Genomic DNA, 13,447 nt, shown 5'->3' on the forward strand with positions numbered 1-13,447 from the left:
GTGCCGGCTGCGGGCACCCTGGCGGTTCTCAGACCCGAAGGTCGAGCAGCGATCCGCGCGGCAGGGGCACGCCGGGCGCCGCCGGCATCGTATCCAGCGTGCGCTGCTGCGGCGCCGGCATCGGCTGCAGCGGTTGCGGGGAAGCACTGGTGCCACGCACCTGCGTGGCACCCTGCGTGCGGGAGACTTCCGCCGTGAAGGCGGAGAGGGAGTTCATGGCGATCATGCGAACGACCATGAAGCGAAGGTCTAAATGATCCGTGAACCTGTAGGCGGATTTCGAGGAGGTCGGTCGGATGGGGCGCATGACGGCAGAGTGCCGAAATGCGCCGTTAACGATCCAGCAACCTATAGTGGAATCGACGCCTCAGATTGAGAAATCGTAAACCCCCTGGGCCTACGCCTCCAGCACCTTCACCCCCGGCAGGGTCTTGCCCTCCAGCCATTCCAGGAAGGCACCGCCGGCGGAGGAGACATAGGTCAGCCGGTCCAGCACCCCGGCATGGCGCAGCGCGGAGACCGTGTCGCCGCCACCGGCGATGGATTTCAGCCCGGCGGAGGCCGTGAGCCCCGCCACCGATTGCGCCACCGCCACCGTCGCCATGTCGAAGGGCGCAATCTCGAAGGCACCGAAGGGGCCGTTCCAGACCAGGGTGGAGGCCTGGCGCAGCCGCTTCTCCACCAACTCCACCGTATCCGGCCCGACATCGAGCGCCATCATATCCTGCGGCACCTGGTCGATGCCCACGGTGCGGTGCGGCGCCTGAGCGGCGAATTCGCCGGCCACCACCAGATCCACCGGCAGCAGGATCTCGCAATTCGCGGCCTGGGCCTCGGCCATGATGCTGAGCGCCGTGTCATGCATCTCGGCTTCCTGCAGCGAGCGGCCCATGGCGTGGCCCTGGGCTGCGAGGAAGGTGTTGGCCATGGCGCCGCCGATCACCAGCACATTGACGAGGCGCGTCAGGTTGCCAAGCAGCTCCAGCTTGGTGGAGATCTTGGCGCCGCCGACAATGGCGACCACCGGGCGGGCCGGATTGCCGAGCGCCGCATCCAGCGCCTTCAACTCCGCCTCCATCAGCCGGCCGGCATAGGCGGGCAGCAGGTGGGCCACGCCCTCCGTGCTCGCATGCGCCCGATGCGCGGCGGAGAAGGCGTCGTTCACGAAGACATCGGCCAGCTTCGCCAGGCTTGCGGCCATTGCGGGATCGTTCTTTTCCTCGCCGGCATGGAAGCGGGTGTTCTCCAGCAGCAGCACCTCGCCATCCACCAGCGCCGTGGCGGCGGCCTCGGCCTGCGGCCCGATGCAGTCATCCACCCAGGCGACCGGGCGACCCAGCGCTGTGGACAGCGCCGCCACCATCGGCTGCAGCGACATCTCCGGCACCCGCTTGCCCTTGGGCCGGTCGAAATGGCTGCAGACGATGATCCGCGCGCCCTTGTCCGACAATTCGCGAATGGTCGGCGCCAGGCGCTCGATCCGGGTGTGGTCGGTGATCGCACCGTCGCGCACCGGCACGTTGAGGTCGGCGCGCAGCAGCACGCGCTTGCCTTGGGCATCCAACGCATCAATGTTCCGGAATGACATCGCTTCGGCTCTCCTCACTCAGGGGATGGTGGGACAGTGGTGCAGACATGAGGACACACGATGCGCTGGCTTATCGCTGCCGCCACGCTAACCCTGTTCAGCGCTCCGGTCGTAGCATCGGCCCAGGAGGGCTTCCAGTTGCCGTCCGGAAACGTCTTTTGCGAGGTCGAGGAAAATGCGCTGCGCTGTGATCTTGTGGATTACAGCTTTGCCAAGCCGGCGCAGCCGCAGGGCTGCGATACGGATTGGGGGCACGCCTACAGTATCGGCGCACGGGGCAGCACGCGCGTACTGTGTGCGGGTGACACGGTGGTGAACCGTGGCGCGCGTCGGCTGAATTACGGCCAGCGTTGGGACGGCGTCGGCGTAACCTGCCACGCCGAGCGCACCGGCTTGCGCTGCATCAATGCTGAGGGACACGGCTTCGAATTGTCGCGACGCCGGCTCAACCTGTACTGAAAGGCCCCGCCGCCCAGTGCCTGGCACTGGGCAGCGGCCAACGGGTCAGAGGCTGCCGAACAGCGCCGCCGTGTCGGACATGCGGTTCGAGAAGCCCCACTCATTGTCGTACCAGGACATCACGCGCACCAGCGCGCCATCCACCACCTGCGTCTGGGTCGCATCGAAGGTGGAGCTGTGCGGGTCGTGGTTAAAGTCGATCGAGACCAGCGGCGCCGTGTTGTAGCCGAGGATGCCCTTCAGCGGTCCGGACTCGGACGCGGCCTTCATCACGGCGTTCACGGCCTCCGCCGTCACGCCGGACTTGGCCGGCACGAAATCCAGGCTGACCAGGGACACGTTCGGCGTCGGGATGCGGATGGCGCTGCCATCCAGCTTGCCCTTCAGTTCCGGCATCACCAGGCCCATCGCCCGCGCGGCGCCGGTGCTGGTCGGAATGGCGGAAACCGCGGCCGCACGGGCGCGGTGCAAATCCTTGTGCAGAGTATCGACCGTGTTCTGGTCGCCGGTATAGGCATGGATGGTCAGCATGTAGCCGCGCTCGATGCCGAAATTGTCGTGCAGCACCTTGGCCACCGGCGCCAGGCAGTTGGTGGTGCAGGAAGCGTTGGAGACGACCGTCATCTCCTTCGTCAGCGTCTTCTCGTTCACGCCATAGACGATGGTCGCATCGGCATTCTCGCCCGGTGCCGAGATCAGCACCTTGCGCGCGCCGGCGGTGATCAGGGCCGAGGCCTTGTCCTTCGCCGTGAAAATGCCGGTGCATTCCATGGCGACGTCAACGCCCTGGAACGGCACCTTGGTCGGGTCACGCTCGCTGCTGACCACGATCGGCGCATAGGTGCGGCCATTGGCGGTGATCAGCAGCTTGTTGCCGTCCACCGCCACTTCGCCGGGGAAGCGGCCGTGGACGCTATCGAAGCGGAACAGGTGGGCGTTCGCCTCGACGCTGCCCAGGTCGTTGATCGCGACGCATTCCACGTCGGTGCGGTTGCTCTCGATCATGGCACGCAGAACGAGGCGGCCGATGCGCCCGAAGCCGTTGATGGCAACCTTCACCGTCATGGTCGTCTATCCCCTTTTATCCGCAAGATGTTCAGCCGAGGCGCTTCTTCACCGCCGCCACGGTGGCCTCCGCCGTGATTCCGAAGTGGCGGAACAGATCCTCGGCCGGCGCGCTGGCGCCGAAGCCCTGCATACCGATGAAGATGCCATCCGGCCCCAGCCAACGGTCCCAGCCGAAGGGCAGTGCCGCCTCGATCCCCACACGCAACACGTCACCCAGCACCTGGTTCCGGTAGCCCTCATCCTGCAGGGCGAAGAGCTCCCAGCTCGGCAGGGACACCACGGCGGTCGGGATGCCCTCGGCCTCCAGCGCCGCGCGGGCGGCGATGGCGAGATGCACTTCCGATCCGGTGGCGATCAGCGTGGCGCGCCGGGCGCCGGAGCTTTCGGCCAGCACATAGCCGCCGCGGGCGCAGCGATTTTCACCCGAATCCGCGCGCAGCGCCGGCAGGTTCTGCCGTGACAGCGCCAGCACGGAGGGGCCATCGGCGCGCTTCACCGCCAGTTCCCAGCATTCGGCCGTCTCCATCGCATCCGCCGGCCGGAACACCGCCAGGTTCGGGATGATGCGCAGCGAGGCGAGGGTTTCCACCGGCTGATGGGTCGGCCCATCCTCGCCCAGGCCGATGCTGTCATGCGTCAGCACATGGATGACGCGCTGGCGCATCAGGGCTGCGAGCCGGATTGCCGGTCGCATATAATCGGCGAAGACCAGGAAGGTGCCGGAATAGGGGATCAGCCCGCCATGCAGCGCCATGCCGTTCATCGCGGCGGCCATGCCGTGCTCGCGAACGCCGTAATGGATGTAGCGGCCGGCATAGTTGCCCGGCGAGACGGCGGGGATGCCCTTCACATTGGTATTGTTGGAGCCCGTCAGGTCGGCCGAACCGCCCACCAGCTCCGGCACCGCCGGCACCAGCGCTTCCAATGCGCGCTGAGAGGCGATGCGGGTGGCGATCTTCGGCCGTTCCTCGGCGTGCTTCGCGCGCAGCTCCACCAGCTTCTCGTGCCAGGCTTCCGGCAGGCGGCCGGACATGGCGCGGTCGAACTCATCCTTCTGAGCGTGGTTGGCCAGGCGCTTCAGCCAGGACCGGCGGGTGCCGGCGCCGCGGCGGCCGGCTTCCTCCCAGCGCCCCTTCAGGCCTTCCGGCACCTCGAACGGCCCATGGTTCCAGCCCATCGCGGCCTTGGCGGCATCGGCTTCGGTCTTGCCCAGTGGCGCGCCGTGGCTGGCCGCCGTGCCGGCCTTGGTCGGCGCGGTGAAGCCGATGATGGTGCGGCAGGCGATCAGCGTCGGCTTGCGGTTGCGCATCGCCCAGGCCATGGCGGCGGCGACCTGCTCATGGTCGTGCCCGTCGATGCGGCGGGTGGCCCAGCCATAGGCCTGGAACCGCTTCAGCGCATCATCCGAAAGGGAGAGCGCGGTGTCGCCATCGATCGAGATGTTGTTGTCGTCATACAGCACGCAAAGCCGTTCCAGCTTCATGTGCCCGGCGAAGGAGGCCGCCTCGTGGCTGATGCCCTCCATCAGGTCGCCGTCGGAGGCGATGACCCAGGTGCGGTGATCGACCAGGGACTTGCCGAAGCGCGCCGCCAGCATCCGTTCCGCCAGCGCCATGCCGACCGCGGTGGCGATGCCCTGGCCGAGCGGACCGGTGGTGGTCTCGATGCCCGGATGCTCGCCGAATTCCGGGTGGCCGGCGGCGGGGGAGTGCAATTGGCGGAAGCGCTTGATGTCCTCGATGGACATGCCTTCCTGGCCGGTCAGGTGCAGCAGCGCATAGAGCAGCATGGAGCCGTGGCCGGCGGACAGCACGAAGCGGTCCCGGTCCGGCCAGCGGGGGTCCGCGGCGTCGTATTTCAGGAAGCGCGTGAACAGCACCGTCGCCACATCCGCCATGCCCATCGGCATGCCGGGATGGCCTGATTTGGCCTGTTCCACCGCATCGATGGCCAGTGCGCGAATGGCATCGGCCATCCGCCGATCCTCGCTGGCAGGACGGGCAAGCAGCAGGGCCTGGGCCGCCTGGGCGGCGGTCGGCTCGGTGCGGGGTTGGCTGTCGGGTTCGGTGGTGGCCAAGGGGATACTCCGGTCGGGCCAGCCTATAGACATCGCCCGCGCCTGCGACAACCCGATCCGCCATGGCGGCCGCCCCCGGCGGTTCCGCCGGCGGCCCGAGGGCGCCGGATGAGGATGCGTCGCATTCCCATAAAATCCTTTGATCACAAGGCTTTGCAGGCGCCAACCCGGCTTTCTGCACGTGACTTGGAGGGCACCGGGCGGCTAGGGTGCCGGCCATGCAGATTGCAACCACCCCCGTGCAGGAGCCACCGTCGGAGCCGACGCGGGACGGCCTGCCACCGATGCCGCCCGGCCCGCCACATGAGGAACTGCACTTCGCCGCCCAGTCCCCGATGCGGGAGTTGGTATCCGGCGCCGGGCAGGGGCTGGTGTTGCCCTTCGCCGTGACCGCCACCCTGGCCGGGTTGGGCGCCGCGCCGTCCCAGACCATCCTCGCCGGCCTCGCCGCCGCCGCGGCCGGCGCGGTTGCGGCCGGGCTTGGCAGCGCCCTGGCGGCGCGCGATGCGGCGGCCCGCTACCAGCTGGAACGGGCGCGGGAGGAGGAGGAAAGCCACCTCTACCCGGATCGGGAACGGTGGGAGGTCGCGGCCATCCTGCACCGCTATGGCGTGCGCGGGCAGGTGCTGCGGCAGGCGGTGGAGGCCATTGCCAGCGATCGCCGGCGCTGGGTCGATTTCATGATGCGGTTCGAGCTGGACCTGTCGGAGCCCGATCCCGGCCGCGCTGCCCGTTCCGCCACCATCCTGGCGGTGGCGCAGGTGGTGGCCGGAATGCTGCCGGTGCTGCCCTATGCCATGATCGGCGGAAGCGCGGCGCTCGGGTGGTCTGCCGCCGCCACCTTTGCCGCCCTGGCCGCACTCGGTGGGTTGCGGGCGCAGTCGGAGGATTTGCCGCCCCTGCGTGGTGCCGTGCAGGCCCTCGCGCTCGGCGCTGCTGCGGCCGTGGCGGCCTGGGTCCTGGCCGCCACGCTCGGCTGAGCCGCCTCAGTTTGCCGGCTGGCGCGGCGCCTGCTGTTGCTGGTTCTGCTGCTGCTGCTGCTGCTGGGCGATGGCTTCGCGCAGACGGGTCAGCGTGGCCTGGGCGTTGCGCGTCTGCTCGGTCAGTTCCGTGGCCTGGCGCGTGGCTTCCGCCGCCGCGCGCTGACGTTCCGCCAGGGCGGCGCCGGCCTGCTCGGCCGACTGGCGCAGCTCGGACAGGCGGTTCGCCTGCGTCTCGACATTGGCGGTCAGGCCGGACAGACGCTCCGTCGCGGCGCGCAGTTCGGCGGTCACCTCGTCCAGCCGCGTCTGCGCCTGCTGCGCCTCACGCTCCGCCGTCTGGCGGGCCTGGTTCAGGCGCTCGGCCTCCGCCTCGGCGCGCTGCGACGCCTGGCGGCGCTGGTCACGCTCGGCTTCCGCCGCGGTCGCCTCGTTCCGCAGCGTGGCCAGGCGCTGCTGCACCTCGCCGGCCTGGCGGGTTGCCTGGGCAATGTCCGCCTGGTTCGATGACAGGCGGTTGGCGGCCTGTTCGGCGCCCTGGGTGGCCTGCTCCAGCCGGGTCTGCACCTCGGCCAGCGCGGAGCGGCGCGCGGTCAGGTCGTTCTCCATCAGCGCGGTCTGGTCCCGAAGGCCGCGCTGCCGCTGCTCAAGGCCGGCGATCTCGGCGCGGCGGCCGGTGATCAATTCCTGGGCCTGGCCGGCTTCCCGGGTCAGCTCCGCCAGACGCTGCTCGGCGCTCTGCACGCCGGCATTCAGCTCGGATGCGCGGGCTTCCAGGCCCCGCAGCGCTTCCGCGGTCGAATCACGGCTCTCGGCGGCGCGGGCCTGCGCTGCTTCGGCTTCCTGGACGCTGCTGCGCAGCTCGGTCAGGCGCGTTTCGGCCTGGCCGATCTGCTCCCGAAGTTCCGTCGCCCGGGTGCCGAGCGTCTCGGCCTCCTGCGCCGCCGTATCACGCGCCTGCTGCGCGGCCTGGGCAGCCTGGGCGGCCTGCTGCTGCGCCTGCTGGCCGGCCTCGGATTGCTGGCGCAGCTGCGCCAGTTGCTGTTCTGCCGCGGTGGCCTGCGCTGTCAGTTGCTGTGCCTGCTGTTCGGCCGCCACGCGCGCCTGCTCAGCCGCCTGGGCCCGCGCCTCGATGGCGGGCAGGGCACCGCTGGCGGCGCGTTCCGCGGCGAGGGTCGTTTCCAGCCCGGCCCGCTGCGTTTCGGTCCGCGCGGCCTGCTCCCGCGCCTCCCGCGCATCGCCACTGACGGAGATGACAGTGATCCATCCGATCACGCCGAACAGCAGCAGAATTCCGGCGGCGATCTGGGCCGGACGTGGCCAGGTGGTCGGGTTCATGATGCGCGGGCTCTCCATGGATGATTGAGGACGAGGAGCAGGTCATGCCCCCCGCCAAGCGCCTCAATCACGTGAAAGTTGCGAGGCACGATGCGAACTTCGGCCGCTTAGCGCAATGCCACCAATGCGCCGTCGCGCAATGCCATTCATCCGCCGTCGCGCAATCCGCGGCTGGCGCGCGCCACCACCGCCTCGAACAGCACCTGGCAGCCGGCCTCGGCCTCCGCCGGCTCGATGCTCTCGGCCTCGTTGTGGCTGAGGCCGTCCTTGCAGGGGCAGAAGATCATCGCCGCCGGCATGCGCCGCGCGACATAGACGGCATCGTGGCCTGCGCCGGAAACCATGCGTCGCGCGGGATAGCCGAGGCGCTGGGCCGCCTGTTCCACCAGCGCGACGCACTCCGCATCGAAGGGCTGCGCGTCGTAATGCAGCACCTGGGTGAGTTCCAACTTGCAGCCCGTCTCCGCCACCACGGCGGCGGCCATGGCCGGAAAATCCCGCGCCAGGCCGGCGATGTCGGCGCTGTCGGGGTGGCGGAACTCGATGGAGAAGCGGACCTCGCCGGGGATCACGTTGCGGCTGTTGGGTTCCACCTTCAGAAAGCCCACCGTGCCGCGACCCTCCTCGCCGCGGTCGCGCATCAGCCCGTCCACCAGGGATATCACCTGCGCCGCGGCCACCAGCGCATCGCGGCGAGTTGAGGGCGGCGTGGTCCCGGCGTGGCTGTCCTGGCCAATGACCCGCGCATCCCACCAGACCTGCGCCTGCGCGCCGGTGACGATGCCGATAAGCTGGCCTGCGGCCTCCAGGATCGGACCCTGTTCGATATGCAGCTCGAAATAGGCATCGGCCGGGAAGGGGGCGGCCGGGTGCTCGCCCTGGTAGCCGATTTCCTTCAATGCCTGTTCCACGGTGACGCCCTGCTGGTCAGGCAGGGCGTAGCTGCGTTCAATGGGATAGACCCCTGCCCAGGTGCCGCTGCCCATGAGCGAGAGGCCGAAGCGGCTGCCTTCTTCGTCGGTCCAGTTCACCAGCTCCAGCGGCGCGTCCGTGGTGATGTTGAGGTCGTGCAGGGTCCGCATCACCTCCATCCCCGCCATTACACCGAGCGCGCCATCGTATTTTCCGCCCGAGGGCTGGCTGTCGAGGTGGCTGCCGAACAGCACGGGCAGGCGCGTCGGGTCGCGGCCCTCACGGCGGGCGAACATGTTGCCGATGGCATCCACCCGCACCGTCAGGCCCAGCGCCTCGCACTGGCTGCGGAAATCATCCCGCGCCGCCTTGTCGATATCGGTCAGCGTCAGCCGCCGCACGCCGCCCTTGGGCGTGGCGCCGTGGCGCGCCATGGCCGTCAGGCTGTCCCACAGGCGTTGGCCGTCGATCCGCTGGTTGGTTCCGCTCATCCTACCGCCCTCCGCCCTGTGTAATTTCGCCTGAAATGTCGCCTGCACTACTAATGGGCTCATTTTTGGCCGCGGTTGAAGCGCTTCCTCAAGTGCATCCGGCGTTAGGTCTTGCTTCGCCTTTTCAATGATTAATGGAAGCGCAGCGTGTACCGCCACGCGCAGCTTCTCTCGCTCGACACCAATCTTCCGGATCACATCAGTGAGGTTCGCGTGTTTGCTGCCAACAAAGAGGACGAAATTGTCGCTTGGGCTACGAGCTAAATTATTGAACTCTTCCTGTCCAGCAGTGTAGGCGAGATTTGCATTTGCGGAGCCTATGGTTAAAAGAACCACCCGCGCTACCGTCAGTTGGCCATCTCGGATATCCTCAGGCACCCAATTGCAGAATGACAGCATACCCGCCTCCGGGTTGTGACGGGAGCTGCTAGCCAAGTTGCCAAGTTGCTCTGGAATATGATCGAGAAGGTTGCGGAGGTCGATCGCCGGGCTCACCGGTTCTGCCCTTGGCCGGGCCTTCCGCCGTTGATTTTTTTGCTGTTGAACCCTATGTGCAGGCGCCAGCTGAAGGACCTTTGGATTGCCCAGCAGGCGCGTCAAAAGAGACGCCTCTCTGATAATGTTCCGGGCATGTATGAACATTAAGATGGTGTCAGATTCTGATACCTTCACAGGCTCGGGAGGTGCGACCATAGCATCGGCAATATTGGTAAGCTCACTATAGCTTTTCAGCGCGCTAGCTGCGGCTACGTCCAGAGCTTCAAGAGCAATTCTCTGCTCCTGATCAACTAGCGCTGGTAGTTGGGATAACTCAGATAAATACAAAGGGCTGCTTGACTGGTCGGTCGACATATTTAGCTCCTGTAAACGTCCGGCTTCTGGTAAAGGACAAAACTGCGCTGGAACAAGAGGTGTCTAAGTCAAAATGCTGATGTGGACATCATTTGCGCGGCTATCGTACTGTCGCTAAAGGATCGGATGAAATCGAGTCTGGCTCTGCAACGCATTTTACGCATGGTAGCTCCGAGGCGCAAAATCCATTCAGCGGGCACCACCAGGCGCGAGACACCTCGGTCACTGCTGTACCTTGAACCGCAGGCTTGCAGGCGGGCGGCGGTGCTGCGAATCATGGTCGGTGGAAACCCTCGAAAGGCCCTCGTCATGGCGCATGCGCTGAACGCTGCCCCCGCCATTCTCCGCAACTCGGAACTCGATGCCGATGCGGTGCGCACCGCGCGGGTCGATCTTGCCGCCACCCTCCGCATGGCCGCCCGCCTCGGCATGCATGAGGGCATCTGCAACCACTTCTCCCTGGTGGTGCCGGGGCGGGATGATCTGTTCCTGGTGAACCCCTATGGCTGGGCCTTCGCCGAGATTACCGCCTCCCGCCTCCTGATCTGCGACTACGAAGGCAATGTGGTGGCGGGCGAGGGCGTGCCGGAAGCGACCGCCTTCTACATCCACGCCCGGGTCCACAAGAACCTGCCCCGCGCCAAGGCCGCCTTCCACACCCACATGCCGAACGCGACCGCGCTCGCCATGCTGGAAGGCCCGCCGCTGGCCTGGGCCGGGCAGTCCGCGCTGAAATTCTACGGCCGTACCGTGGTGGACGAGCACTACAACGGCCTCGCTCTGGATGAGCGGGAAGGGGACCGCATCGCGGCCTCGATCGGCGATGCCGATATCGTCTTCATGAAGAACCACGGCGTGATGGTGGTGGGCGCCAGCGCCGCCGAGGCCTGGGACGATTTGTACTACCTGGAACGCGCGGCGGAGGCGCAGCGCCTGGCGCTGTCCACCGGCCGGCCGCTGAAGCCGGTACCGCCGGAGATGGCGCAGAAGACCTACGACCAGATGCGCCTCGGCGATCGTGAAAGCGCGGTGCTCCATCTGGAGAGCATCAAGCGCCGCCTGGCGAAGGAGGAGCCGGACTACCTCGATTGAGCCGCCCCGCGGCGGGATTGACCCCCCGCGCAGCGCTGGACCCGCGCGGCCTGGCGCTGCTGCTGGTCACGGTGGTCGGCTGGGGCCTGAACTGGCCGGCGATGAAGCTGCTGCTGTTGGAATTGCCGCCCTTTTCCATGCGGCTGGCCTGCGCCGCCATCGGCATCACCCTGCTGTTCGCCATCGCCCGCTGGAAGGGGGAGGCGCTGGCGGTGCCGCGCGAGTTGTGGCCGCGGCTGGTGATGGCGAGCCTGCTGAACGTGACCGCCTGGATGGGCCTCGCGGCCTTTTCCCTGCTGTGGCTGGCGGCGGGGGAGGCGACCATCGTCTGCTATACCATGCCGGTCTGGGCCTCGATCTTCGCCTGGATCATCCTGGGCGACCCGCCGAGCCGGATGCGGATCGCGGCGCTGGCACTGGGGCTGGGCGGGTTGCTGGTGCTGGTGCTGGGGTCCGGGCTGGATCTCGGGCTGGCCAAGCTGCCGGGGGTGGCGGTGGCGCTTTCGGCGGCGGTGCTGTTCTCGCTCGGCACGGTGGTGACCAAGCGCTGGCCGATGGCGCTGCCGCCCACCGCCTCCGCCGCTTGGCAGCTCACCATCGGCTGCGTGCCGCTGCTGGTCGGCGCTTTGGCGGTTGAGCGGCCGGATTTCGGGGCGCTGTCGCCAGCCGGCTGGGCGGTGATCCTGTATGGCGGCATCGGGCCGCTTGGCCTTTGCTACCTCGCCTGGTTCGCCGCGCTGCGCCGCCTCCCGGCGGAGGCCGCGGCCTCCGGCACCCTGCTGACGCCGGTCATCGGCGTGGCGGCCGCCGCCCTGTTCCTGGGCGAGGCGCTGGGGGTGCGGGAGGTGGTGGCGCTGTCCATGACCATTGGCGGGGTCGTACTTGCAGTACGCGGATAGAGCTTACTGGCGGTACGCGGCTGATCGGGTCATTAGGCCCGGCATGACCGAGCATCCGCTGATCCGCCTCGCCCCCGGCGGCGACCGCCGCGTGAAGATGGGCCATCCCTGGGCCTTCTCCAACGAGATCGCCATGACCCCGGCGCTGCGCGCCATCCCGCCCGGCACCCCGGTGCGGCTGGAGGGCGATGACGGCGTCAAGCACGGCGTCTGGCACTTCAACCCGCACAGCCTGATCGCCGCCCGCCGCCTGGATGCCAATCCGGCGGCTTCGATCGACGCTGGCTGGTACCTCTCCCGCCTCGCCGCCTGCCTGAGCCTGCGGGAGCGGCTGTTCGACGCGCCCTTCTACCGTCTGGTGCATGCCGAGGCGGATGGCCTGCCCGGCCTGGTCATCGACCGCTATGGCGATGCGGTGGCAATCCAGGCGAATACCGCCGGCATGGATGCCGCGACGCCGCACATCCTGGCCGCGCTGAACGTCCTGTTCGCCCCGCGCCTGGTGGTCGCCCGCAACGACAGCGCCGTGCGCAAGCTGGAGGGCCTGACCGAATCCGTCACCGCCTTGCAGGGGGAGGGCACGGCGACCGTCGCGGAATCCGGCCTCAGCTTCCCGGTGGACCTGCTTGGCGGCCAGAAGACCGGCTGGTTCTTCGACCAGCGCGCCAACCGCGCCATGGTCGCCCGCTTCTGCCAGGGCCGGTCCATGCTGGACGCCTTCTGCCACACCGGCGGCTTCGGCCTGGCCGCGGCGGCGGCCGGTGCGGCGGAGGTCACGCTACTGGACCGCAGTGAACACGCGCTGGACCACGCCATGCAGGCCGCGCGCCTGGCAGGATTCGCGGACCGCATTACGCCGCTGAAGGCGGAAGCCCTGGAACACCTGGAGAGGATGGCCGCCAGCGGTCGCCGCTTCGACGTGGTGGTGGCCGACCCGCCCGCTTTCGCCAAGACCCGCAAGGACCAGCCGGCGGCGCTGCGCGGCTACGGCAAGCTGGCGCGGCTGGCGGCCGGGCTGGTGGCGAAGGACGGCATCCTGTTCATCGCCTCCTGCTCCCACCACGTCTCGCCGGGGGATTTCACCGATGCGGTGGCCTGGGGCGTGCACAAGGCGAAGCGGGAGGCGCGGCTGCTGGCCACCGTTGGCGCCGGGCCGGACCACCCGGTGCATCCCGGCCTGCCGGAAAGCGCCTATCTCAAGGGCCTGCTGCTGCACCTGACGTGATGCGCGCGCCACCCCTGTGCGCCTTCCGCGCCACGGCCTATGAGGCTGCCGGCGCCGTGGCGCGGATCGGCCGGCGCAGCGCGGCGATGGACGCGCTGCTGGCGCGGCAGGGCGCGCGCCAGGCCAGCTTCATCACCGCCTGGAACCCGCTCAGCCGCCCCATGCCACAGGGCTGGAACCAGCGCATGCAGGCCCGGCTGCGCCAGGTGGCGCGGGGCCGTGTGCTGGCGGAAGGCTTCGGCCAGGCCGGCGGCTGGGCCGAGCACCACCTGCTGCTGGAAGGCGACCCGCGCCGGCTGGCGGTGCTGGCGCGGCGCTTCCGGCAATGGGCCATCGTCACCGTCGCGCCACGCCAGCCGGCGCGGCTGCGCCTGATCCGCCAAGTGACCGTTTGAAAACACCGGGGGGTCGGTCCCACGGTGCTTTTCCGCCCCTGCCGTGTTGCCGGATTTGCCGATGCAACCAG

Annotated in this window: 12 protein-coding genes; 6 read left to right on the plus strand and 6 right to left on the minus strand. The window is 68.4% G+C overall.

Annotation, left to right across the window (positions count from 1 at the left end):
- Positions 1–28 precede the first annotated feature (28 nt).
- The gene (locus ACFHNC_RS12440) at positions 29–217 is read right to left on the minus strand and encodes a hypothetical protein (RefSeq protein ID WP_437169540.1); all 189 of its coding nucleotides are present in this window, start codon (positions 215–217) and stop codon (positions 29–31) included.
- A gap of 180 nt (positions 218–397) precedes the next feature.
- Positions 398–1,588 carry a phosphoglycerate kinase gene (locus tag ACFHNC_RS12445; RefSeq protein WP_437169541.1) on the minus strand — a complete coding sequence of 397 codons (1,191 nt, stop codon included), beginning with the start codon at positions 1,586–1,588 and terminating at the stop codon, positions 398–400.
- A gap of 60 nt (positions 1,589–1,648) precedes the next feature.
- On the opposite strand from ACFHNC_RS12445, the gene ACFHNC_RS12450 reads away from it, so the two are divergent.
- The gene (locus ACFHNC_RS12450) at positions 1,649–2,047 is read left to right on the plus strand and encodes a DUF6636 domain-containing protein (protein ID WP_437169542.1); all 399 of its coding nucleotides are present in this window, start codon (positions 1,649–1,651) and stop codon (positions 2,045–2,047) included.
- Between the two features lie 45 nt (positions 2,048–2,092).
- Here ACFHNC_RS12450 and gap read toward each other — a convergent pair whose 3' ends face one another.
- Positions 2,093–3,112, minus strand: coding sequence for a type I glyceraldehyde-3-phosphate dehydrogenase (gene gap, locus ACFHNC_RS12455; protein ID WP_437169543.1), 1,020 nt, complete (start codon positions 3,110–3,112; stop codon positions 2,093–2,095).
- A gap of 31 nt (positions 3,113–3,143) precedes the next feature.
- Positions 3,144–5,090: a transketolase gene (tkt, locus tag ACFHNC_RS12460; protein WP_437169706.1), complete on the minus strand. Its 1,947-nt coding sequence runs from the start codon at positions 5,088–5,090 to the stop codon at positions 3,144–3,146.
- A 320-nt stretch (positions 5,091–5,410) separates the two neighbouring features.
- Between tkt and ACFHNC_RS12465 the strand changes: the two genes are divergently transcribed.
- On the plus strand, positions 5,411–6,172 hold the full coding sequence (locus ACFHNC_RS12465) for a VIT1/CCC1 transporter family protein (protein WP_437169544.1): 762 nt from the start codon (positions 5,411–5,413) through the stop codon (positions 6,170–6,172).
- A 6-nt stretch (positions 6,173–6,178) separates the two neighbouring features.
- Here the strand turns inward: ACFHNC_RS12465 and ACFHNC_RS12470 are convergent, their stop codons facing one another.
- Both ACFHNC_RS12470 and ACFHNC_RS12475 read right to left on the minus strand, forming a co-directional pair.
- Positions 6,179–7,510 (minus strand): hypothetical protein, encoded by a 1,332-nt coding sequence (locus tag ACFHNC_RS12470; protein ID WP_437169545.1) that lies wholly within the window; start codon positions 7,508–7,510, stop codon positions 6,179–6,181.
- A gap of 146 nt (positions 7,511–7,656) precedes the next feature.
- Positions 7,657–8,913 carry a Zn-dependent hydrolase gene (locus tag ACFHNC_RS12475; protein WP_437169546.1) on the minus strand — a complete coding sequence of 419 codons (1,257 nt, stop codon included), beginning with the start codon at positions 8,911–8,913 and terminating at the stop codon, positions 7,657–7,659.
- A gap of 1,161 nt (positions 8,914–10,074) precedes the next feature.
- On the opposite strand from ACFHNC_RS12475, the gene ACFHNC_RS12480 reads away from it, so the two are divergent.
- Genes ACFHNC_RS12480 through ACFHNC_RS12495 form a run of 4 tightly spaced genes read left to right on the plus strand, consistent with a single transcriptional unit; the run spans position 10,075 to position 13,376 of the window.
- Complete coding sequence (locus tag ACFHNC_RS12480; protein WP_437169547.1) at positions 10,075–10,857, plus strand: aldolase; 783 nt, start codon at positions 10,075–10,077, stop codon at positions 10,855–10,857.
- Positions 10,854–11,756, plus strand: coding sequence for a DMT family transporter (locus tag ACFHNC_RS12485; protein ID WP_437169548.1), 903 nt, complete (start codon positions 10,854–10,856; stop codon positions 11,754–11,756). Before ACFHNC_RS12480 ends, ACFHNC_RS12485 begins: the two co-directional genes overlap by 4 nt.
- Positions 11,757–11,799: 43 nt before the next feature.
- Positions 11,800–12,981: a class I SAM-dependent rRNA methyltransferase gene (locus ACFHNC_RS12490; RefSeq protein WP_437169549.1), complete on the plus strand. Its 1,182-nt coding sequence runs from the start codon at positions 11,800–11,802 to the stop codon at positions 12,979–12,981.
- Positions 12,981–13,376 (plus strand): DUF3293 domain-containing protein, encoded by a 396-nt coding sequence (locus tag ACFHNC_RS12495; RefSeq protein ID WP_437169550.1) that lies wholly within the window; start codon positions 12,981–12,983, stop codon positions 13,374–13,376. Before ACFHNC_RS12490 ends, ACFHNC_RS12495 begins: the two co-directional genes overlap by 1 nt.
- The last annotated feature ends 71 nt before the right edge of the window (positions 13,377–13,447 follow it).

The organism is Falsiroseomonas sp. E2-1-a4 (assembly GCF_051433165.1).
Classification (GTDB): Bacteria; Pseudomonadota; Alphaproteobacteria; order Acetobacterales; family Acetobacteraceae; genus Falsiroseomonas.